The organism is Microbispora sp. H10949 (assembly GCF_014161435.1).
Taxonomy (GTDB): domain Bacteria; phylum Actinomycetota; class Actinomycetes; order Streptosporangiales; family Streptosporangiaceae; genus Microbispora; species Microbispora triticiradicis.
Genome location: NZ_JABBWZ010000001.1, coordinates 594,265 through 616,316, shown reverse-complemented (window position 1 = coordinate 616,316; position 22,052 = coordinate 594,265). Strand labels below are relative to the sequence as shown.

The following is a 22,052-nucleotide window of genomic DNA, read 5'->3' as shown; positions in this document are numbered from 1 at the left end:
CTAGACGAGCTGCCGCTCACGGAGCGCCTGCTCGACCTTCTCGTGGGCGCGCCCGGCCGAGCCGTACCGGCCGGCCAGCACGCTTACCCACCGCTCCAATCCGAAGGCGACGCAACCGGTGAAGGCGGAGCCGCCATCGGGCTCGAGGCCGATGCGGCACCGCTCGCCAAAGAAGTTGCGATGCGTGTTGACCGAGGCGATGGCGAGGTCGTCGACCTGGAACTCGTACTTCACCGGCTGCATCCGCTGCAGGAGGGCGCGCGCACCGTCCCGCTGGAAGAACGGGTCGGACGCGGCCTCCACGGTGACGTCGAGCGACAACGCGCCGAGAAGCTCCTCGATCCGGGTCCGGTATCGGGCGATCACGTCCTGTGTGTGCTCGTAAGATCCGATCGCCACAATCTCGCGCATCTGGAAGGTGAGCAGCCGGCGCAGCCCGTCGAAGTGGCTCTCTCCGCGAAAGCAGCGGTTGACCAGTGTCACCAGGGTGTCCGCGGGCACCGTCCGATCCCGGTAGTAGAGGTACGCGCCGAAGCAGGTCGCCGTGGGCAGGCCGAGGTGGGGACCGGCGATCTGCTCCGTTGAGAACCGGCCGCCGGCCGGGCCGGCGACCGGCGCCCGCAGGCCGCCGGCGACGAGAGCGAGATGGGGGAAGTTGACGTAGACGTCGAAGTTCGCCAGCTCGTCCACCGGATAGATCGGCGGGGCGGAGATCTCGCCGCCGCCCTCCTCAACGGCCCAACTGCGGAACGTGTCGTCGAGCAGGCGGAGCAACGCGGTCTCCTCAGGCCCCAGAATGGCGAGGCCGCCGGCGATCCGGCTACCGCTCAGGCCGGTCATCGAACACCCTCGGGCGCCGCCGCCTCGGCCTGGATGAGGCCGTGCTTGGTCAGGAACGAGTGCGTCTTGCGGAACACCCGCGCCTCGAACTCCGGCCGGCGCGGGCCGGTGAGCAGCCGCCGGCGCACCTCCAGCGGGTTCGGGATGCCGGCGTCCTTGTAGACCTGCGGGCTGAACAGCGACTCGAAACTGTAGGCCATGTACCGCTTCAGGTAGTCGCTCACCTGGGTGAGCTCTTCCGGCGTGGCGTGCTCGCGGAAGCCTTCGAACAGGATGCGGACAAGTTCCCGCCCGAACGCGATGTGCCGGGACTCGTCCTGATGGTGGATCCGGTTGATCTTCCGGATCGTGTCGTCGAGCCGCTCGTCCAGCGCCATCGTGGAGTTGAAGTGGTCCACCAGCTCCTCGAAGATCAGGATGCGGGCGAAGACCAGCAGGCTCGCCGCGTTGTTCGGCGGGATGGTCTCGGCACCGCCGCGCGGCTGCTTGTAGATCTTCCCGCCGTAGCGCAGGCAGAACTGGGCGAAGAACCACATGTGCTCGTTCTCCTCACCGATGAAGTGGTGGAAGAACTCCGACGGCGTGGCGAACTCGTCGGTGTGTATGCGCCCGGTGACCTCGATGAGCAACTCGCGGATACCGTGCACGTTGAGGCTGTAGAAGTTGATGCTCTCGTACTTGGACAGCCGGTAGAGCTGCTCCTGGCTCAGCTCCGCCGCGATCTCGGTGCCGTACGTCGTGGTCAGCTCGGGGCTCATCCACCACATGTCCTGCGGCAGCGAGTCCGGCCAGTCGAACATCTGGTACGGGTTGTAGTAGTCCTCGATGGACATGGAGCTCAGCCGGTCCAGGATCTCCCGGAGCCGCTTACTGGTGTCGATGAGTGCTGTCGTCATGACGGGCAAACCCTCCTGAGTTCCGCTTGTGCCCGAGCCGGGGCCAGCCGGCGCGCCGACTCGACGGCCAGTCGGCCCAGCCGGTCCGCACGGTCATCGGTACTCGTGTACTGGTCCAGCCGGCGGTTCAGCTGCGTCGTCGTGTAGGCGAAGGCCAGGTCGTCGCCTGGGACGGCGAAGACCAGGGCGCAGTCCTGCCCGTAGTGGCCGAACGAGTCGACCGCCAGGCCCGCCTGGGGCAGGTTGTGGTCGGGCAGCATGAAGCCGAGCGAGTAGGCTCGCTCGCGGACGAAGACCCGGTCGGTTCCGCGCCTCTGCAGTCGGGATGCGCGCAGCAGCGTCTCCTCGCTCCAGAGGCGTGTGCCGTCGACGGGGCCGATGGTCGCGGCGAAGATCCTGGCCAGGACCCGGGCGGAGGAGACGGCGTTGCATCCCGGGACCTCCGCGCCCAGGTACCGCAGGGAGTTCTCCACCCCCATCAGGTTCGGGTTTCGCTGGGACCGGCTCAGGAACGAGGAGTTGTCACCCAGCAGGTGCAGGATGTCCGCGGCCGTACCGGTGCCTGCCGGACGCGTCTGGCGGAACGGCGCGAAGCGCGTCAGGTCGTCGATGCCGATCCGAACCTCGGCGCCGAGCGGCTCGCGGAATTCCTCCCGGAACAGCTCGTCCACCGACTTGCCGGTCGCGCGCCGCAGGAACTCGCCCACGCCCCAGCCGAAGGTCAGGTCGTGATAGCCGTGGTCGGTTCCCGGTTCCCAGTACGGGCGTTGGGCGGCGAGCGCCTCGACCGCCGGGTCCCATTCGAGCACGTCGTCGACGGAGAGCCGGCGGTCGACGCCGATCAGCCCGGCCTGGTGGCTGAGGAAGACGGCCAGGGTGAGCGACTCCTTGCCGGCGGCGGCGAACTCCGGCCAGACCTCGGCGATTGGGCGGTCGATGTCGATTACGCCCCGTTCGTGCAGGGCGTGCGTGACGACCGACAGCAGGGCCTTGCTGACCGACCGCACGTTCTGCAGCTGGTCGGGCAGCCGCTCCGCGGACCGCAGCCGGACCCGTTCCTCGCCTCCGACGTAGACGCAGAGTTCGGCGTTGGAGTCCTGCCCTTCCCGGTGGATCCGGTCGAACTCCGCCACCAGCGGGAGGAACTCCTCCGAGTAGGTGCCGATGACGTGCTCGGAGTACGGGGCCTCGTTTTCCATGTCAGGCCCGCACCTTCCGCATCCGCTGCGCGATGTCGTCGGCGAGCTCGTCGATGGTCGGCTTGTCGAAGCAGATCGACGCCGGCAGCGGCACCGACAGGCGTCGTTGCAGCTTGTTCCGGATGGTGAGCGCGTTCAGCGAGTCCATGCCGGCCTTCGTCAGGTTCAGCCCGAGTAGCTCGTCGCCGTCGAAGCCCAGTTCGCGGGAGACGACCTCCTGGCAGCAGGCAAGGACGTCCTCCGAGGTCACCGGCGCCGCCGGGGGCGGATCGGCGGCCGCGGGCGCCGAATCGGCGCCGGTCAGCTCAGCGACCAGAGGATTGGATGCGAGGTGGTGGTCCGGGTCGAGGTCCTTCCAGCGGACGGGCAGCAGTCCGACCTGACCCGAGGACCGGCCCTCGATCGCGGCGCGCAGGGCCGGACGGCCCGCGGCGCTGGAGATCGTACCGATGCCCTGCTCCTCGAGCTGGCGGAGGAAGTCCTCGTTGCCTGCCAGGTAGCCGACGTCCGACCAGGAACCCAGGTTCACCGAGAGGCCGGCCAGCCCGACGGCCCGGCGGTGGCCGGCCAGCGCGTCCAGGAACGCGCAGGCCGCGGCGTGGCCGGCCTGCCCGGGATTGCCGAACAACCCGGTGAAGGAGGAGGTCATCACGAACAGGTCGAGGTCGGGCGCGTACTCGGCGGCGCTGCGGTGGAGGTTCCACGCGCCCTGCGCCTTCGGCGCCAGCACCCGCGCGATCCGGCTCCAGTCCGTCCGGTCGATGATGCCGTCGTCGATGACGCCCGCGGCGTGGACGACGCCGCGTACGACGGCGTCCCCGGCGCAGTAGCGGGCGAACAGCCGATCGACCTGCCGCGGCGACGAGACGTCAACGGTCTCCGTCCGGATGTCCGCTCCGAACTCCCGGCTCAGCCGCCGCAGCCGCTCGGCGCGCTCCGGACCGGGAGCGGACCGGCCGCACAGGACCAGCCGCCTGGCGCCCAGCTCCAGCAGCGCGTGCGCGCACTCCAGGCCGACGCCGGCCGATCCGCCGATGACCAGGTACCAGGCCGCCGGATCGATGCGGACCCGCCCGGCTCCGGGCGGTACCCGGCCGGGGCGCAGGCGGGGCAGCAGCACGCGGTCGCCACGCAGGGCCAGCTCGGCGTCGCCGGTTGGGAGCGAGCCGATGGTTGCGGCCAGCCGGGGCACCGCCGTAGCGGACCACCGCTGCTTGGTGGCGGCCGCGTCCAGGTCGATGAGGACGTGCCGGACGGTCGAAAACTCCGTGCGTGCGGTACGGGCGATGCCGACGATCGCGCCCTGGGCGGGGATCACGTCGTCCGACGTCAGGATGCGGTGCGCCCCCGACGTCACCGTGCAGACGACGAGGTCGGGCAGGTTCGCCGCGGACACCGCCTGGAAGAGCTGCAGGCCGGCCGCCCCCCCGGCGGCGACGATGTCGTCGGAGGCCGACCCGGTGACGAGCGGAGGTCCGCCGAGGTCGGCCTGGCGCTTGCGTAGGACGGGTACGGCGTTGACGACCGTGCACGGCCGGTAGTCGGTCAGCACCCGCGCGGCGTCCGTCACCGCGTCGTCCGTGAGCACGTGGACCAGCACCTCGGCGCCGAGGCGCTCCAACTCCAGCTTCAGGTCGGCCGCCGAGCCCGTCGAAGGGGCGATGAGCAGGATTCGCCGGTTGGCCGCCTGAGCTGCGGCGGCCGGCGGCGCGTCGATCCAGGTGACCGTGTACTGCGCGGGGGCGCCCGAATCCGCCGGGTCCGCCACGTCGGTGTCGAGGGCTCCTCTGAAGTCGCCGTCGATGCGGCCCGCCGCCGCGTCACCGCTCGCCGGGGTCGGCTCGATCCAATGCCGCCGGCGTTGGAAGGGATAGGTGGGCAGGGTGACCGTACGACCACCGGGCGACACGGCCGCCCAGTCCACCGCTACGCCGGCCGTGTACGCCCCGGCCAGCGCCAACCGGGTGGAGGCGATGTCGTTGCGCTCCCAGCGCAGTGTCTCCAGGCACGTCGGCTCGCAGCCCGGATCGTCGCTCAGAGCCAGCTGGGTCAGACCGGCGAGTGTGTTGGCGAGGCCGATCTCCAGGAACACGCCGGGCTCTCCGGAGGCGGCCGCGCGGATCGCGTCGAGGAACCGGACCGGCTGCCGCAGCTGGCGCAGCCAGTACCCGGGCGTCGCGATCTCCTCGGCGACCGGGGCCCCGGTGAGGGTGGAGACGATCGTGTGCGCCGGCGGGTGCAGCTCGACGGACTTCAGAACGGCGGAGTAGTCGTCGAGGATGGCATCGACCTGCGAGGAGTGCCCGGCCCGGCCGATCCGCAGCGGCTTGCAGGTGATGCCGCGCCGCTCGGCCTCCGCGATGACGGCGCGTACGGCGGCTCCGTCGCCGGAGATCACGGTGCGGTTGGGCGCGTTGATCGCCGCGACGCCGACCTGTTCGTTGCCCGCCAGCAGCTCACGAACCTGCTGTTCGCCGGTGAAGACGGCGGCCATGGCGCCGGACTCGGGCAGGGTGCTGAACAGCCGGGCGCGTTCGGACACCAGGTAGAGCCCGGTCTCGAAGTCGAACACGCCCGCGCCGTACGCCGCCGCGTACTCGCCGAGGCTGTGGCCTGCGTAGGCGTCCGGCGTGACCCCCCAGCTACGCCACAGGGTCAGCAGCGCCGCCTGCAGCGTGTAGACGACCGGCTGGGCCAGCCGAAAGTCGTCGATGGGCATGCCCCGGCGGGCATCGTCCTGGTAGAGGAACTCCGAGAGGCGGTGGCCGATGTGCTGCCGGTAGAGCGGATCGGCGCGGTCGATGAACTCCCGGAACACCGGCTCGGACAGGTAGAGGTCACGGCACGCCTCCAGGTACTCGGCCCCGTGGCCGGAGAAGAGCGTGGTCAGGCGGGGCGGCGCCCCCCGGACCAGCCCGTACGAGAGGCCGATCTCTCCGTCGAGCCCGTCGGACGCCTCCGCCTCACCGTTCGCCACGGCGTCCAGCAGCATGGCGAGCGTCTTGCAGTCCGACCCGACGACCGCCGCCCGGTGGGCGAAGTGCCGGCGTCCGGCGCCGAGGGTGAAGGCCACGTCGATGGCCTCCGGCGCCGCCTCCTCCAGCAGAGCAGCGCCGATCCGGGACGCCAGCTCGCGGAGCGCGGGCTCGGTGTCGCCGGAGATCGGAAGCACCTGCATGCCGGGCTCCGCGGCGGCATCGGGGTCGTTCCGCCTGCCAGGGAGGGCCGGCGCCTCCTCCAGGATCGCGTGGGCGTTCGTGCCGCCGACCCCGAAGGCGCTGACCCCGGCTCGGCGTGGGCCGTCCCCGCGCGGCCAGTCCGCGGTCTCGGACTGCACGAAGAACGGCGAGCCGGCGAAGTCGATGGCCGGGTTGGGCTCGTGGAAGTGCAGGGAGGCCGGCAGCCTCCGGTGCCACAGGGCGAGCGCGGCTTTGATCAGCCCGGCGATGCCCGCGGCCCAGCTCAGGTGCCCGATGTTCGTCTTGACCGAGCCCAGGGCACACGAACCGGGAGCGACCCCGGCGAACGCGTCCGTCAGCGCCGCGATCTCGATGGGGTCGCCGGTCGGCGTCGCGGTGCCGTGCGCCTCGACGTAGGAGACCGAGTCGGCCTCGACGTCCGCGGCGGCGAGCGCCTGGCGGATCACCGCGGCCTGGCCGGCCACGCTCGGGGAGCTGAAGCCAGGCTTGCTCGCACCGTCGTTGTTGACCGCGGTACCCCGGACGACCGCGTACACGCGGTCACCGTCGGCCAGCGCACGGTCCAGCGGCTTGAGAAGGACCGCGCCGACGCCGCTGCCGAAGACCGTTCCCGTGGCTCCAGCGTCGAAGGCGCGGCAGTGCCCGTCCTGGGACAGCACCAGCCCCGGCTCCGGCTGATATCCGTCGATCTGCGGCACCGGCACGTGTGCCGCCCCGGCCAGCGCCAGATCACACTCGCCGGCCAGTAGCGCCTGGCATGCCAGGTGCAGCGCGTACAGGCCGGTGGCGCACGCCGCCTGGACGCTTACGCTGGGGCCGTCGAGATCGAGCTTGTACGACACCCGGCTGGTCAGGAAGTCGCGTTCGGCGGCCATGGTCAGCTGCAGGTCCTGGGCCGTGTCCAGGAAGTTCGGCAGGGGCCTGCTCGCCTGGCCGCCGAGGTTGTGCATCAGGTACAGGCTGGTTCCACAGCCGCCGTACACCCCGACGTCCGGGGTGCGGTGCTGGCCGGCCGCACCGCCGTCCTCGAGCGCCTCCCAGCAGACCTCGAGGAACAGCCGGTGCTGCGGGTCGAGCAGGGCGGCCTCGCGGGGGTTGTAGCCGAAGAATCCGGCGTCGAACCGGTCGATGCCCTCCAGGGTCGCAGAGGCGCGCACCCACCCGGCCGGACCGTCGTCCACGCCGTCCGCGACGGTGATCGACTCCCGGCCGCCGACCAGGTTCGCCCAGAACCGCGCCGGCGTGTCCGCGTCCGGGAACCGGCAGGCCATTCCGATGATCGCCACGCCCTGTGAGTCGTCCCGGTACTCGTCAGGGGCCTCGCGCGGCAGGTCTTCCGATCCGTCGTGCTGATAGCTCACTCGCCGAGTCCTTAATGTCGGTGATGCTGTCTGGTACCGGCTACTTCGCTCGCCGGGCCAGCCGCCGGCGGTCGGCCGCGCTCAGCCGCGCGCCCGGCCGGGCCCGGCCGGCAGCCGGTGACCTGGGCGGAACTGGTGCTCGCAGCCGTGCCGCGATCGCGGATATCGTCGGATGCCGATACAGGTCGATCAGCTGCAGGTTCGCCTCCGGGAACGCGGTGCGCAGTCGGGTGAGGACCAAGCCGAGCAGGGCAGAGTTCCCGCCCGCGTCGAAGAACCTCTCGTCGTCGGCGAACGCCTTTTCCATACCGAGGACCGAGCTCCAGATCCCGGCGACGATCTGCTCGTAGCTCTGCTCCGCCAGCCGGGAGGGAGCCGTATCGGGGCCCGGGACCGGCGCGAGCGCCAGGAGCCGACGCTCCAGCGCCTTCCGATCCAGCTTGCCGCTCACGGCGAGCGGCAGCTCCGGCAGGACCCGGACGGTGTGCGGCACGGCGTACCACGGCAGGACCTGGCCGATCCGGGCGGTGATCGCGTCACCGGTGACGCCGTCCGCCGTGGATTTCGCCGCCGCGATCAACCCGGTCACCTGGGCGGCGGAGTCCCGGACGGGGAACACCGCGGCCTCCTCCACCCCGGGTACCGCGCGGATCGCCGCCTCGATCTCGCCCAGCTCGACCCGGAAGCCCCGGACTTTCACCTGGCCGTCAATGCGGCCGTGATACCGGAGGGTCGAGTCGGCGTCGATGCTGACCAGGTCGCCACTGCGGTACCAGCGCCGCCGGTCCTCCCCGTCGCCCAGCACGGGGAACTTGCGGGCGGTGAGCTCCTCGTCGTTGATGTACCCCCGGGCGAGTCCGTGCCCGGCGATCAGCAGCTCGCCGGGCACGCCGGGCGGGCAGTCCCCGCCGTCCTCGTCGACGACCCGAACGTCCAGGCCGCGCAGGGCCCGTCCGATCGGCACATACTCCACGTCCTGGTCGGAGCACTCGTGCACCGTCGTGGCCACGGTGGCTTCGGTGGGCCCGTACGCGTTGTAGATGTGCGGCACCGGCCGGAGCCGGCCGATCAGCTCGGGCTGCACGATCTCGCCGCCCAGGATCAGCACCCGCAGCCCGCGGATCGCGGCGGCGAGGGTGTGATCCTGCAGCATCAGCTGGATCAGGGACGGCGTGACGAAGAAGTGGGTGACCCGTCCGCCCGCCAACACGCCGGTCAGGAATTCGGCGCCGTCACTGGACTTCCCGGCCAGGGAGTCCAAGGCGGCAAGCACGATGGGAATCCCCCGGGTCAGCGGCCAGAACAATTCAACGACGGACAGGTCGAAGCAGACGCTGGCCGCGGCCAGCCAGCATTCGTCCGGCCGTTCTTGCGGGGCGGGCAGCACCGCGTCCAGAGCCGCGAACAGATTCGCCACACCGCCGTGTTCGATCGCGACGCCCTTCGGGTCACCCGTCGATCCGGAGGTGTAGATGATGTACGCGAGATCAGAGCCGCCCGGCTCGATCACCGCTGGGCCTGTCAGGTCAGCCGCGCGTTCGGAGGCGCTCACGAGCCGGTAGGGCATCGACGCGAAACGCTCCGCGGTGACCTCGTCGACGAGCACCCCGTCCGCCGCGGACGAGTCGACGATCGAGCGGATCCGGCCGTCGGGGTAACCGGGGTCGATCGGGATGTAGGGCGAGCCGATCCCCATGATCGCGAGCATCGACGCCAGCCGGGTGACCGTCGGCGACATGCACAGACCGATCGGCTGACCGGGCCGGCACCCACGGGCGCGCAGCAGCCGGGCCATCGTCTCCGTTCGGTGCCAGAGCTCCGCATACGAGACGCGTTCCGTGGCGTCCGAGGCCGCCACCGAGTCGGGCGAGCTCATCGCCCGCCAGCGGAATTGTTCGACTATCGACTGGCGTTTCACGTCCGCCGACATTGAAGGCACAGCACAGATCCTCTGCTACCGAGAACGATCGAATCACTACCTGGGACTTAGCGCAGGATTAGCAGCGAAACGGTTTCGGGGAGCACGTTGAGACACTAACAGAGATCCTTTCCTCATGACAATGATGATTCAATTCATCCAAAAGGATTACGGTGCATCGTTCTCTGGTATTACTCCCGGCCTCCCGGCCGACAGGTGGCGCCACCGGCCGAATGGCGTTCGAAGCATGTGCGCACACGGTCACCCGCCGTCCCCGGTGGTCGCGGGATGGCGGCCGGCGGGTTCCGCACCCCGTGCTCAGGACCGTTCTTCGGGGGATCCGAGCCGTTGACCACGGCGCGAAAGGCCAGGCATCGGCCGGGTCCCTCACCCAAGGTGATCAACCGGCCACACCGGCCCGCCCGCATTGGAATCCTCGCGTTCCGCGCCGTTGGTTGACAGGCCCGATAGCCCTGGTTTTTCATGGTTCCGTCCACGAGCATCCGGGGGTTCTCTTGGCTTCTCATGGCGGTGGCTGTTGGTCACCAGGTATGAATCGTTAACCGGAATTCGACGGTCGCTGGTCACCGCGCCGCATACGATATTCATGGGACTGCTGGAGTCCCGGCCATTGGTGCAGGTGATGTTCCTCAGCCGTTTCCTGGCCGGGGCCGCGCTCACCGGTGGCGCGGGCGCGCACGTTGTCTCGGTCGCCGCCGGAGCCGTGGCGTGGTCCGCCGCCGCCGTCGCCGTCTACGTGTTCAACGGGATCATGGATGTCGCCGAGGACCGGGGCAACGGCTCTCGGCGCCCCATCGCGTCCGGGCGCCTGTCGCGCGCGAACGCGACGGCCTTCACGGGCTGCGCCGCCGCCTTAGCCCTGGCAATCGGCGCGACGGCGGGGATCACCGTCCACGTGCTGCTCTTCCTCGGCCTGGGCTACCTCTACTCCGGTCCCCCGCGGGCGGCCAAGCGGGCGGGGGCGGCCGCCTGCGCCGTGATTGCGGCCCTCGGCCTGGCGACCTTCTGGGCGGGAGCGCGGGCAGCGCACGGACACAGCGCCGCCGTCGTCGTGTTCGGCCTCGTCATGTCCGGCTGGATGGGGTTGGTGGGCGCACTGGCCAAGGACATCGCCGACGTGCCGGGCGACGCTCTGGCCGGGCGTCGCACCTTCGCGGTCCGGTACGGGATCACCCCAGTCGCCCGATGCACCGCCGCCCTCGCCGTCGCGGTCGCGGTGGCGGGTGACGCGGCGGCCGCCCTGACGGCGCCCGTCCTGCTCCCGTCCATGCTGATCCTCACGCTGGGAGCGTGCAGAGTCGCCGGCGACTGCCGCTCTCTCGCGGGTGAGACGCCCCGGAACCCGTACCGCAGTTTCATGGCCACCCAGTACGCGACCATTGCCGCGCTGGGAATCACGTTGTTCACGCGTCATGCCATCTGAGTGAGGATGACCGCGCTTACGCCCGTTGATCTTTCTACCCGCGTCGTAGCAGTGGGAGTCGCGGCCGATGGTGTGGCGCCCTTGACGCTCTGTGACGCCCACCACCGAGAACCACCGATTACCGCGAGATCCGTTATGATCGACACACATCTCCACAAAAGGTTCGGGCCAATGGTCGAATACGCGATCTGTTCGAGGCGAAGAGACATCTGTGACCGGCATCGTCAGCGAGCGCATCGACCAGATCCTCGGCCTCTACGAGAAAGCGCTGCGCGACGCCGACAGCCCGCTCGTCACCACGGCCGACCGCTGGCATCAGGCCCGCCGCCAAGCTGAGGCGATCTTGAGCGAGTGCGTACGCGTACTCGATCCCACCGCCACGGAACCATCAGATCCGCACGTCCCGACCCGCGAACTCGGCATCAGTCGGGCGCACGAGCAGATCCTCGTCGCCGACTCCATCCGCGCCGCCACCCTGCTGTGGCGCGCGGCCGTTCCGGTCCTGCGCGAGGTCCTGACGACGGAGATCCCCGAAGGCCGCGAGCGCCTCCCGGACGTGCTGGAAGCGCTGTACGAGGCGATCAGCATCCGGCTCTACATCGGCAGCCTGGCGCACGAGCATGTCCGGCTTGCCGGCCGCCCATCCGGCTCCGGAAGAGACCACCGAAGTGTGTCCGGACCCGTCGCCGGCCCGGAGGACATCACGGAGCGCGAACGGGAGGTGCTGAAGTGCGTGAGCCGGGCGCTCTCCAATCGCGAGATCGCGAAGGAACTCGCGATCAGTGAGGCCACCGTGAAGGCACACCTGCGGAATATCTTTCGTAAGCTCGCCGCCACGTCGCGGGTCGACGCGCTCAACAAGGTCGGCCTCGTACCGCAGCCGCCGCTTGAAGGATGAGATACGAGCAGCACGTCGGCCGTGTCGTAATCCTCGCCGACGGCGCGAGCATCCCGAACCTATCGGCCGCGACCGACAAGACGTCTGGCTCTACCAACCGCAGCATCCGCGGGCCCGTGCCGCCAATACGGAAGCGACCACCCCACGACCGCACGCGTGGGGGACAGCCTCGCTGCGCTGGAAATCTGAGGACCTGCCGCCCGCAGCGCGGTGTACTACTACCGCGCAGGTCGAACTCGGGCGGAGCTTACAGGCGGCGCGGTGTCGCGGAGCCTGGCCGCGCAGCGGACGAGTGATGCGACCGCCAATGAGCGGCTGCTGGGCGGCCACGCGATCACCGTGGTGACGTCCGGCGCGTCGACGACGGGCACCGCGACGTGTTCGGGCCACTGCCAGGCCCGGCTGGAGGCCGGGATGACGAGCAGTGTCCTGCCGAGCGCCACGAGCTGGGCGAGCTGCGACTGGGTGTGCACCTCCGGTCCGGGTCCGTCCGGGTAGGAGCCGTCGAGCCGGGGCCATCGGGCGATCGGCAGGCCCGGCACGTCGCGGACCTCCGCCATGGTGAGCCGATCGCGGGACGCGAGCGGATGCGCCGCGGGAAGGATCGCGACCTGGCCTTCGACGTGGAGGTCCTCGGTGTCGAACCCGGCGAGGTCGTCGTACGGCCGGTGCACGAGTGCCACGTCGGCGCGTCCGTCGCGGAGCAGGCCCGCCTGCTCGCCGACCTCGCAGAGGAGGACCTCGACCGGTACCGCGCCGGGCTCTCTCGCGAACGCGTCGAGGAGCCGTTGCAGCAGCTCATGGGATGCCCCGGCCTTCGACGCGAGCACCAGCGGCCGCTTCGGGTCCCCGGCCCGCCGCGTCCGGCGCGCGGCGGCCGCCACAGCGTCGAGGGCCGTACCGGCCTCGCGGAGCAGTACCCGGCCGGCGTCGGTCAGCGCCACTCCGCGCCGGTTCCGGTCGAGGAGCTGGACACCGAGCCGCCGCTCCAGTTGGCCGATCGCGCGGGAGAGCGGCGGTTGTGCGATCCCAAGCCGGTCGGCTGCGCGTCCGAAGTGCAGTTCCTCGGCGACGGCGACGAAGTACCGGAGCTCGCGGGTCTCGAGGTCGTCCACGGCCGGAGCCTACCGGCTGATACCCGCCGAGTATCACAGCCCACTCACACGGTGTTGGACGACGAGCGTGCGGCTCGCGAGCATGGATCGCGTGAACGACAGGAAGACCGCGCTGGTGACCGGCGCGAACAAGGGGATCGGCTTCGCCGTCGCACAGGGTCTCGGGGCGATCGGCTTCACGGTGGCGGTGGGCGCGCGCGACGATGTCAGGCGCAAGGAGGCCGTCGAGCGTCTGCGCGCCGAGGGCGTCGACGCGTTCGGGGTCGCGCTCGACGTCACCTCCGACGACAGCGTCGCCGCGGCGGCGGAGACGATCGAGCGGACGGCGGGGCGGCTCGACGTGCTCGTCAACAACGCGGGCATCTCCGGCCGGATGGACGGCGGCGCGCAGGATCCGACGACGCTCGACCTCGACGTCGTGCGCACCGTCCTCGACACGAACGTTTTCGGGGTCGTCCGGGTGACGAACGCGATGCTCCCGCTGCTCCACCGCGCGGACGCACCGCGCATCGTCAACGTGTCGAGCAACATGGGCTCGCTGACGCTGCAGACCGGCCCGATCCTGGCCGCGTACGCGCCGTCGAAGACGATGCTCAACGGCATCACGACCCAGTACGCCCGCCGGCTCGCCGACACGAAGATCATCGTAAACGCCTGCTGCCCGGGCTACGTGGCCACCGACTTCACCGGCTACAACGCGCCGCGGACGCCCGAGCAGGGCGCCGCGATCGCGATCCGGCTCGCCACCCTGCCGGACGACGGCCCGCGCGGCGGCTTCTTCGACGACGAGGGCGTCGTCCCCTGGTGATCTCCGGACGTACGCTACTTCCCTTCGGGCACCTGGTCCTTGATCTCGTCGTAGCCGGCCTTGGCAGGTGCCGCGGTCGGCGAGTAGATCACGCGGATCACGCCCGTCGGGAACGCCTCCGTCGCCGTCACTTTCAGGTGGTACGGTGCGTCGCCGTCGTCGAACAGCCTGCGGCCCTTACGCGCCGCCACCGGATGCACCAGGAGGCGCACCTCGTCGACCAGCCCCGCGGCGAGCAGTTGCTGCACGACGGAGATCGACCCGGGGATGAGGATGCCTCTGATGCCGGCATCGGCCTTGAGCGCGGCGGCGGCGTCGAGGAGATCGCCCTTGACCAGCTCGGAGTTGCGCCAGGAGAACTCGAGCGGCTGGCGCGAGACGACCACCTTGCGCATGTCCCCGAGTTGCTTGGCGAACGGCGCGTCGACCTCGCCCGCGGTCTCGCGGCCGGGCCAGGCGCCGGCGAAGCTGTCATAGGTCTCGCGCCCGATGAGCAGCACGTCGGCGGTGTCATAGTCCTCGGTGACGGCGCGGCCCATGTTCTCGTCGAAGTACGGGAAGTGCCAAGCGGGGTCGATCTCGGCCACCCCGTCGGCCGAGATGAACAGCGTGGAGATGATTTTCGCCATCGTGACGATCCCTTCAGGTCAGGTGGCGCCGGCAGGCAGTCCGGCGCAGCCTCCCGAACCTATCGGCCGCGACCGACAACACGTCCCGCTCGACCAACCGGACAACGTGCTTCGGTGAGAGACGCGATCCCCAAGACCCTCATCGCGGCAACGCGAAGGCCGGCAGGGCCGGTGATCGGCCTGGTATTCGAGAGCAAGGTCTCGGTTACGTGGTAGGAAAGGTTTCCACTGTTTGCCGAGCTGAAGGCTAGCTGGAATATGGCGGGAATCTATATGTATGCCGACGAAACCGGCAATATGGATATGAGCGGATCGCCTGGAGCAAGTCTCTACTTCGGCTTCGGGACGGCCGTGTTCGGCGGGGAACACGGCCGGCAGGTTTGGGATGGGCTACGCCTGCGGTGCGATCTGGAGAGGCGCGGCGTCAATCTGCCCAGGGGCCTTCACGCGAAGAACGACTCCCATGCCACCCGAGACGAGATGTTCGATTTGATAGGTCGCCAAAGACCGCGAATCGACGTCACCTTTCTCTGTAAGGCGAGGGCGCATCCGTCGATCAGGGAACGACCGCACTGGCTGTACAAGCTGGCGTGGTACTCACACTTCAGGGACGTGCTGCCGCTGGTCAGCGCGCCGGGGGATACGCTCTACGTGATCGTGGCCACGCTTAGCACCAACCGGCGGCTCATGGATGCGCGCGAAGCGCTTTCAGATGTATGCCGTGAGTTGGCCGTGGATCGGGAGGTAGTGCTCTGCGTCTGGGACGCACAAAGCTCATGGGGGATCCAGGTGGCGGATTACGGCCTCTGGGCGGTGCAGCGGATTTTGGAAGGTCGACCCTGCAAATGGTTCGAGAGCCGAATCCAGCCCCATCTGGCTTCGATGTTGACTCCCTGGGGCACCGTATGAGTGAGGCCGGCTATCCCGGTCCCCCGGGAAGAAGTCCCCTGGACCTCTTGTCACCGACCACTATAAGTACACGTCACGGCGCTGTGTCCGTCAAGCGCTTCCGCATTATGGGCGGCAACTCCAGCAAGCATGCCTGGCGCGACGACCAGAGGAAGTTCATGACCTCTCCGTAAGGTGGGCGGTCGCGCGCTTATCGGACGCGGTGGGCGCCGGGGGCGGGGGTGGCGGGCAGGAACGTGGGCGGGGCCCAGCCGCGCTCGGCGTAGGCGCGTTCGACCGTCGTGCGGACCCGGTCCACCCGGTCGTCGGCGACGAGCGCGATTGCCGAGCCGCCGAAGCCGCCGCCGGTCATCCGCGCCCCCCGCGCGCCGCCGCGGACCGCGCTCTCGACCGCGACGTCCAGTTCCGGGCAGGAGACCTGGTACTGGTCCCGCAGTGACAGGTGCGAGGCGTTCAGCAGGGCGCCGATCTCCTGTACGGCTCCCGCGCGCAGCAGCCCGATGACGGCCTCCACCCGGTGGTTCTCGGTGACGACGTGCTGGGTGCGGGCCCGTTCGTCGCCGCTCAGCCGGGACAGCGCCCCGGCGAGGTCGGTGACGTCCCGCAACGACGCGACGCCGAGGTGCTTGGCCGCGTTCTCGCAGTCCTGGCGTCGCCTCGCGTACTGCCCGTCGGCCAGTTCGTGGTGGACGCCGGTGTCGATGATGAGGATCTGCAGGCCGTACGACGACAGGTCGAACGGAACGGCGCGGCTCGCCAGCGATCGGCAGTCGAGGAACAGCGCGTGCCCTTCCCTGCCGAGCGCGGAGGCCGCCTGGTCCATGATCCCGCAGGGCATGCCGACGAACTCGTTCTCGGCCTTCTGGCACAGCCTGGCCAGCTCCATCGGCTCCAGGCCCAGGCCGTACAGGTCGTTCAGGGCGAGCCCGACCGAGACCTCCAGCGCCGCGCTGGACGACAGCCCGGCGCCCGTGGGCACGTCGCCGTCGATCATGATGTCCGCGCCGCGGACCGGCAGGCCGGCGCCGCGCATCACCTTGACCACCCCGGCCGGGTACCGCGCCCAGCCGTCCGCCCGGTCGAGGTCGTCCAGCGCCTGCTCCCCGCCGGGCGCCTGGAGGGACGCGATCCGCACCGTGAGGTCCTCGCGGGGGCGCACGGCCGCGGTGACGCCCCACGGCACCGCGAACGGCAGCACGAAGCCGTCGTTGTAGTCGGTGTGCTCGCCGATCAGGTTCACCCTGCCGGGCGCGTGCCAGACTCCGGCGGGTTCCTCGCCGTACGCCTGGAGGAAAGCACCAGCAACGCCCACAATCGCACACTCCTCGACATCCGCGGCCTCCCCGTAGGGTAGCGACCTTCGAGGCCGCCGACGTGCCGGGGCCCGGCTCGGGATGCCGAGCCGGGCCCCTTCCCCCCGTTGTGCGGGTGTCAGATCGCGGGCACCTCCGCCCGCTCGTTCGGGACGCAGTGCGTCATCTTCAGGCCGGAGACGTCGCGCGGGCCGTTCTTCCCGAGGCTGGACAGGCGCTGCCGGTCCTCGTCGGTCAGGTCCTGGCTCGCCAGCGGCTCCAGGTGCTTGACGTCGTCCGGCGTGATGCCGAGGCCCTCGCCGACGCGCAGCCCGAGGTCGTCCTCGACCAGCAGCAGGTGCCAGACCATGCGTTCCTGGATGGGACGCACGCACTGCGACAGCATGGTGACGAAGTTCTCCACCAGGTCGTCGCGCTCCCACTGCTCCATGAGCAGGTAGCGCTGGCCCGCCTGCCTGTAGTCGTTGGTCCGCGGGATGCGCTTGCGGGTGAGCCTGCCGACGATCTCCGGGCCCTGCTCGTCGTGCGTCGGGAACTGCGCCTCGCGCAGCCCGCCGGTGATCGAGGGCTCGTAGTTGACGTGCGGGTTCTCGCCCGCCTGGTCCTGCCGGTAGGTCATGAGGCCGTCGCGCTGGTTCGTCCGCACGTTGGCGTTCTTGGCCTGGTTGACCGGCAGCTGCAGGTAGTTCGGCCCGACGCGGTAGCGCTGGGTGTCGCTGTAGGAGAACGTACGGCCCACGAGCATCTTGTCGTCGGAGAAGTCCAGCCCGTCGACCAGGACGCCGGTGCCGAAGGAGATCTGCTCGTTCTCCGCGAAGTTGTTGCTCACGTTGCGGTCGAGGACCATGCGGCCGACGGGCTTGGCCGGGAAGATCTCCTCCGGCCAGACCTTGGTGTCGTCCAGCGGGTCGAAGTCCAGCTCGGGGTGCTCCTCGTCGCTCATCATCTGGACGAGCAGCTCCCATTCCGGGTAGTCGCCGCGGTCGATCGCCTCGCGGAGGTCCTTGGTCGCGTGTCCCAGCTCGTGGGCCTGGACCCGGGCGGCGTCCTCGGCCGTCATGCTGCGGACTCCCTGCCGGGGCATCCAGTGGTACTTCACGAGGTGGGTCTCGCCCTCGGCGTTCACCCACTTGTACGTGTTGACCCCGAAGCCCTGCATGTGCCGGTAGTCCGATGGGATGCCCCGCGGGCTGAACAGGTTGACCAGCATGTGCATGGTCTCGGGCGTCTGCGACATGAAGTCGAAGATGCGGTTCGGCTCCTGCCGGAACGTCACCGGGTCCGGCTTGAGCGCGTGGATCACGTCGGGGAACTTGATGGCGTCACGGATGAAGAACACCGCGAGGTTGTTGCCGACGAGGTCCCAGTTGCCGTCCTCGGTGTAGAACTTCACGGCGAATCCGCGCGGGTCGCGGGCGGCCTCCGACGAGTCCCGCCCCCCGATCACCGTCGAGAACCGCACGGCCACGTCGGTGCGCTTGCCGGCCTCCTGGAACAGCTTCGCCCTCGTGAACCGGGCGATCGGCTCGTCGCCCCACGTCCCGTACGCCTCGAAGAAGCCGTACGACGTGGCGCCGCGCGCGTGCACCACCCGTTCCGGGATGCGCTCCCGGTCGAAGTGGCTGATCTTCTCCAGGAACTGGTAGTTCTCGAGGGTGGCCGGGCCGCGTGCGCCGACCGTCCGCTGATTCTGGTTGTCGTAGACCGGGTGCCCTTGACGGTTGGTCAGCACCGGGCGCTCGTCTCCGGGCTCCGGCCCCCTGCTCGACACGTCCGTCATGGGACGGCTCCTCTCAGGTCACGTTTGAACTGTTAGTCCTTGTCAATGCCTCCATATCCGGTTTTTGGCTGGGTATTCACGGGGACGGAAATCGGTCCGGCCCCGCCGGGTACTGCCCGGCGGGGCGGCGGAGAGTGGTCAGCCCTTCACGCGCGGTTCGCCGCGGTAGGTGCCGAACGACCACAGGTTGTCCTCCGGGTCGCGGACCACGAAGTCGCGGGACCCGTAGTCGGTGTCGTACGGCTCCTGGACGACGCGCGCCCCCGCGGCGGTCGCCCGGGCGAACAACGCGTCCGGCTCGTCGGTCACGACGTACGCGCCGAACGTGCCGGGGGTGAGGTTCCACTTGTCGTCCGGCGTCTCGCGGACGCTGCCCAGCATGATCCCGCCGCCGGGCGGCCAGGAGAGCTGGGCGTGGCCGACCCGGTCGCCCTCGCCGTACACGGCGGTCTCCTCGAAGCCGAACGCCTCGACGAGGAAGGCGATCAACGCGCGGGCGTCCCCGGCCCGCAGCGTGGGCCAGACCTGAGGTGCTGGTGTGGTGTCGTTCATGCCGCCGAGTCTGGCCGTCCGTCCCCGTCCAGGGCTTGGACGTTTCGGAACGGCACCCCCTCTTCGGCCAGCCACCGGCTGGGGGAGCATCCGGCGAGGCTCCGGAACTCGCGGGCGAGGTGCGCCTGGTCGTAGAACCCGCACTCGGCCGCAGCGTCGGCCAGCGCGAGCCGCCGCCCGGACGCCGCCGCGCTCTGGAGCAGGCGGCGGACCCGGTCGAACCGGACGACCCGCGCCGCCTCCTTGGGGGACAGGCCGATCTCCTCCCGGAACCGGCCGTTGAGGTGCCGGGCGCTCCAGCCCGCCTCGCGGGCGAGACCGGACACCGTGACCCGGCCGCCGGCGGCCAGCATCCGCCGCCACGCCCAGGTCACCTCGGACGGCCGCTCCCGCGTGGGACGGGTGTGCCGGGACAGGACCGCGTCGAGGGCCGTGAAGCGCCCGTCCCAGCCGGGCGCCTCCAGCAGGCGCTCGCGCAGTTCGCCCGCGAGTGCGCCGAGGACGTCGGCGCCGTCCAGGTCGAGCCCGGACAGCTCCCCGGCCGGCAGGCCGAGCAGGGCCCGCGCGCCGAGCGGCGTGAGGGCGAGCTGGACCCCCGACTGCCGCCCGTCGTGCGTGACGATCGCCGGAGCGGTGTGCAACCCGCCCACCAGCGTGTCGTACGACCTCGCCGGAGTGCGGGGATCGGGATGCGCCGCGACGACGAGCGGGTCGTCGAGCGTGACGATCATGGTCAGGTACGGCGAGGGCAGGCCGCGATGCGTCCCGGGCGGGATGCCGGCGTCGCGGTAGCCGCTGTACCACGCGACCAGCGGACGCAGCGGGGGTGCCGGTCGCCGCCGGACGTACGGCGCCTCCTCCCGCTCACCGCGTTTCTCGCCGGGGTCCGCCATCCGCCGCTCCTCCCTTCCGCGCCCCAGTCTCCCCGAAGGGGGGCGCGTCAGCCATCGGCGCGTACGGCGGGCACCGCTGCGGAAGTGCGGCGCGGGCGGGTGGCCGCGCCCGTCGTTCAGGTGATGCGGGCCCCGGCCTAGGCGGCGCCTTCGGCGTCGAGGTCGCGGGCCAGCAGGTCCGCGAGGGCGGTGAGGGACTCCTCCGCCCCCGGCCCTTCGGCCTCCAGGGTGACCTCCGCGCCGTGCCCGGCCCCGAGCGTCAGCACGCCCAGCATGCTGTTGGCGGGGACGGCGTCGCCGTCGCCGACCCGGATGCGCACGGGCGCCGGCTGCCGCGCCGCCGCCTCGACGAAGATCTTGGCGGGGCGGGCGTGCAGGCCGGAGCGTGCGGCGACCGTCACTGTCCTTTCCGGCATCGCATTCCTTCCATGGCTTGATTTCCAGAGCGCGCTTTCCAGAGCTTGGTTTCAGGTCAGAGCTTGAGGGCTCGGCTTCAGGGCTCGATGGTGACTTTGATCGCGGCGCCGCGGGCGACGACGTCGATGGCGTCCATGACCTCGTCCAGGCCGAGGCGACGGGTGATCAGGTCGGCGACCGGCACCGCTCCGTCGGCGATGAGCCGCAGGGCGCGGGCGTTGTGCGCCGGGCTCGACCCGTTCGCGCCGACGATGGTCAGCTCCCGGTAGTGCACGAGGTTGGAGTCGCAGGCGATGATCGGGTCGTCCTTCGGCAGCCCGCCGAAGAAGCTGATCCGGCCCTGCCGCGCGGCCATCTGCAACGCCTGCTGCTGGGCCGCCCCGGAGGCCGCCGCCGTGATCACCACGTCGGCGCCCCGGCCGCCGGTCAGCTTGAGCACCTCGTCCACGACGTCGGTCTCTCCCGAGCAGATCGCCGCGTCCGGCCGTACGAGCCCGGCGGCCATGGCGAGACGCTCGGCGTTCAGGTCGGCGAGGAACACCCGGCCCGCGCCGCGGGCGCGGGCGAGCCGCACGTGCAGGCAGCCGATCGGGCCCGAGCCGACGACGACCACGTCGTCTCCCTCGCCGACGCGCGCCAGTTCCTGCCCGTTGAGCACGCAGGCGAGCGGCTCGGCGAGGGACGCCTCGGCGAACCCCACTCCGTCGGGGACGCGGTTGAGCCCGTCCACGGCGAGCACCTTGGCCGGCACGACCATGTACTGCGCGAAGCCGCCGTCGTAGTGGTAGCCCATCGACTCCTGATTCGGGCAGACCGTGAGGTGGCCCCGGCGGCACTCCTCGCACTCGCCGCAGGGGATGGCGGCGATCACCTGCACCCGGTCGCCCGGGCTCCAGCCGGTCACGCCCTCGCCGAGTTCCACGATCTCTCCGGCGATCTCGTGGCCCATCACCCGGGGCGGCCTGATGTGGTGGTGCCCGAACCGGTAGATCTTCACGTCCGTGCCGCACGTCGAGCAGTTGCGCACACGGATCTTGACCTCGCCGGGGCGGGCGACGGGCTCGGGCACCTCCTCCAGCCGGATGTCTCCGGGAGCGTGGAATCGGGCGACTTTCACTCCGGGTCTTCCTCTCCGTCCGGTTGCAGCAGGCCGATGACCTCGTCGACCTCGGTCGCCGCGCGCAGGGCCGCGGCGCGGTCCGGGTCGAGCAGGATGCGGGCGAGCGACGACAGCAGCCGCAGGTGGCCGTCCCCGCGTGCGGCGATGCCGACGCACACCGTCACGCGCTCGCCGTGCCAGTCGACACCCTCGGGGAAGCGCAGCACGCAGACGGCGTCGTGGCGGACCGCCTCCTTCGACGTCAGCGTGCCGTGGGGGATGGCCACACCCTCGCCGACGTACGTCGAGATCGACCGCTCGCGTTCGAGCATGGCCTCGGCGTAGGTCCCGTCCACCGCGCCGACCTCCTGGAGGACCGCTCCGCACTGCCGGACGGCGTCCTCGACGTCCGCGGCGGCCGCGGCCGTCCGTACGGCGCGGGGGTCGAGGGGGAGCGGGGCCGTGGCCCGGTCAGCCATCGATCGTGCCCCCGTTCCTGATCGCGTCGACGACCCGCGTCACGGCCGGGTCGCCGATGAAGACCTGGAACGGCACGAGTGCGACGCCGGGGGCGCTCGCCCTGGCCCGGTCGGCGAGCCCGGCGTGGCAGACGACCACGTCGGCGTCCCCGGGGATCGAGTTGACCGGGGTGTGCTCCACGGTGACCTCGGTGCCCTTGAGCTGCCTGCGCAGGGTGCTCGCGAGCATGACGCTGCTGCCCATGCCCGCGTCGCACGCCACGATGAGCTTGCGGACGTCCTTGCCCTGGATGCTGGACACG

19 protein-coding genes are annotated in these 22,052 nt (G+C 70.5%); 4 read left to right on the top strand and 15 right to left on the bottom strand.

The genetic code is table 11. The annotated features are described in order from the left end of the window. Genes HHX40_RS02730 through HHX40_RS02710 form a run of 5 tightly spaced genes read right to left on the bottom strand, consistent with a single transcriptional unit; the run spans position 1 to position 9,426 of the window. Positions 1-840, bottom strand: coding sequence for a hypothetical protein (locus HHX40_RS02730; RefSeq protein ID WP_182879274.1), 840 nt, complete (start codon positions 838-840; stop codon positions 1-3). Then, the gene (locus tag HHX40_RS02725) at positions 837-1,736 is read right to left on the bottom strand and encodes a diiron oxygenase (protein ID WP_182879273.1); all 900 of its coding nucleotides are present in this window, start codon (positions 1,734-1,736) and stop codon (positions 837-839) included. The genes HHX40_RS02730 and HHX40_RS02725 overlap by 4 nt, the downstream gene beginning before the upstream one ends. Continuing rightward, positions 1,733-2,935 carry a serine hydrolase domain-containing protein gene (locus HHX40_RS02720; RefSeq protein ID WP_182879272.1) on the bottom strand — a complete coding sequence of 401 codons (1,203 nt, stop codon included), beginning with the start codon at positions 2,933-2,935 and terminating at the stop codon, positions 1,733-1,735. Before HHX40_RS02720 ends, HHX40_RS02725 begins: the two co-directional genes overlap by 4 nt. Position 2,936: 1 nt before the next feature. Beyond that, positions 2,937-7,496, bottom strand: coding sequence for a type I polyketide synthase (locus HHX40_RS02715; RefSeq protein WP_182879271.1), 4,560 nt, complete (start codon positions 7,494-7,496; stop codon positions 2,937-2,939). 40 nt (positions 7,497-7,536) lie between these two features. Next, complete coding sequence (locus HHX40_RS02710) at positions 7,537-9,426, bottom strand: non-ribosomal peptide synthetase (RefSeq protein WP_259403256.1); 1,890 nt, start codon at positions 9,424-9,426, stop codon at positions 7,537-7,539. 595 nt (positions 9,427-10,021) lie between these two features. Here HHX40_RS02710 and HHX40_RS02705 point away from each other — a divergent pair. Both HHX40_RS02705 and HHX40_RS02700 read left to right on the top strand, forming a co-directional pair. Continuing rightward, positions 10,022-10,858, top strand: a complete 837-nt coding sequence (locus HHX40_RS02705; protein ID WP_138461337.1) for a UbiA family prenyltransferase — start codon at positions 10,022-10,024, stop codon at positions 10,856-10,858. A 211-nt stretch (positions 10,859-11,069) separates the two neighbouring features. Further along, entirely contained in the window at positions 11,070-11,756 is a 687-nt protein-coding gene (locus HHX40_RS02700) for a helix-turn-helix transcriptional regulator (protein WP_310737914.1), read from the top strand. A gap of 218 nt (positions 11,757-11,974) precedes the next feature. Here HHX40_RS02700 and HHX40_RS02695 read toward each other — a convergent pair whose 3' ends face one another. Further along, positions 11,975-12,871, bottom strand: coding sequence for a LysR family transcriptional regulator (locus HHX40_RS02695; RefSeq protein ID WP_182879269.1), 897 nt, complete (start codon positions 12,869-12,871; stop codon positions 11,975-11,977). Positions 12,872-12,953: 82 nt separating this feature from the next. Here HHX40_RS02695 and HHX40_RS02690 point away from each other — a divergent pair, with 82 nt between their 5' ends. Beyond that, positions 12,954-13,679 carry an SDR family oxidoreductase gene (locus tag HHX40_RS02690; RefSeq protein WP_182879268.1) on the top strand — a complete coding sequence of 242 codons (726 nt, stop codon included), beginning with the start codon at positions 12,954-12,956 and terminating at the stop codon, positions 13,677-13,679. A 14-nt stretch (positions 13,680-13,693) separates the two neighbouring features. Here HHX40_RS02690 and HHX40_RS02685 read toward each other — a convergent pair whose 3' ends face one another. Continuing rightward, complete coding sequence (locus HHX40_RS02685) at positions 13,694-14,308, bottom strand: dihydrofolate reductase family protein (protein ID WP_117410120.1); 615 nt, start codon at positions 14,306-14,308, stop codon at positions 13,694-13,696. Positions 14,309-14,581: 273 nt separating this feature from the next. On the opposite strand from HHX40_RS02685, the gene HHX40_RS02680 reads away from it, so the two are divergent. Further along, positions 14,582-15,217 carry a hypothetical protein gene (locus tag HHX40_RS02680; RefSeq protein ID WP_220498546.1) on the top strand — a complete coding sequence of 212 codons (636 nt, stop codon included), beginning with the start codon at positions 14,582-14,584 and terminating at the stop codon, positions 15,215-15,217. A gap of 190 nt (positions 15,218-15,407) precedes the next feature. On the opposite strand, the gene galK is transcribed toward HHX40_RS02680, so the two are convergent. The 8 genes from galK to HHX40_RS02640 form a co-directional block, all read right to left on the bottom strand. Beyond that, on the bottom strand, positions 15,408-16,529 hold the full coding sequence (gene galK, locus HHX40_RS02675; protein ID WP_182879266.1) for a galactokinase: 1,122 nt from the start codon (positions 16,527-16,529) through the stop codon (positions 15,408-15,410). A 119-nt stretch (positions 16,530-16,648) separates the two neighbouring features. Further along, the gene (locus HHX40_RS02670; protein WP_182879265.1) at positions 16,649-18,310 is read right to left on the bottom strand and encodes a catalase; all 1,662 of its coding nucleotides are present in this window, start codon (positions 18,308-18,310) and stop codon (positions 16,649-16,651) included. 138 nt (positions 18,311-18,448) lie between these two features. Beyond that, the gene (locus HHX40_RS02665; protein WP_182879264.1) at positions 18,449-18,862 is read right to left on the bottom strand and encodes a VOC family protein; all 414 of its coding nucleotides are present in this window, start codon (positions 18,860-18,862) and stop codon (positions 18,449-18,451) included. After that, positions 18,859-19,755, bottom strand: coding sequence for a helix-turn-helix domain-containing protein (locus tag HHX40_RS02660; RefSeq protein WP_182879263.1), 897 nt, complete (start codon positions 19,753-19,755; stop codon positions 18,859-18,861). Before HHX40_RS02660 ends, HHX40_RS02665 begins: the two co-directional genes overlap by 4 nt. 137 nt (positions 19,756-19,892) lie before the next feature. Further along, positions 19,893-20,171: an HPr family phosphocarrier protein gene (locus tag HHX40_RS02655; RefSeq protein WP_182879262.1), complete on the bottom strand. Its 279-nt coding sequence runs from the start codon at positions 20,169-20,171 to the stop codon at positions 19,893-19,895. A 77-nt stretch (positions 20,172-20,248) separates the two neighbouring features. Continuing rightward, the gene (locus HHX40_RS02650; protein ID WP_182879261.1) at positions 20,249-21,289 is read right to left on the bottom strand and encodes a zinc-dependent dehydrogenase; all 1,041 of its coding nucleotides are present in this window, start codon (positions 21,287-21,289) and stop codon (positions 20,249-20,251) included. Further along, positions 21,286-21,750, bottom strand: coding sequence for a PTS sugar transporter subunit IIA (locus tag HHX40_RS02645; RefSeq protein ID WP_117410130.1), 465 nt, complete (start codon positions 21,748-21,750; stop codon positions 21,286-21,288). Before HHX40_RS02645 ends, HHX40_RS02650 begins: the two co-directional genes overlap by 4 nt. Beyond that, positions 21,743-22,051 carry a PTS lactose transporter subunit IIB gene (locus tag HHX40_RS02640; protein ID WP_138461328.1) on the bottom strand — a complete coding sequence of 103 codons (309 nt, stop codon included), beginning with the start codon at positions 22,049-22,051 and terminating at the stop codon, positions 21,743-21,745. Before HHX40_RS02640 ends, HHX40_RS02645 begins: the two co-directional genes overlap by 8 nt. Position 22,052 lies beyond the last annotated feature (1 nt).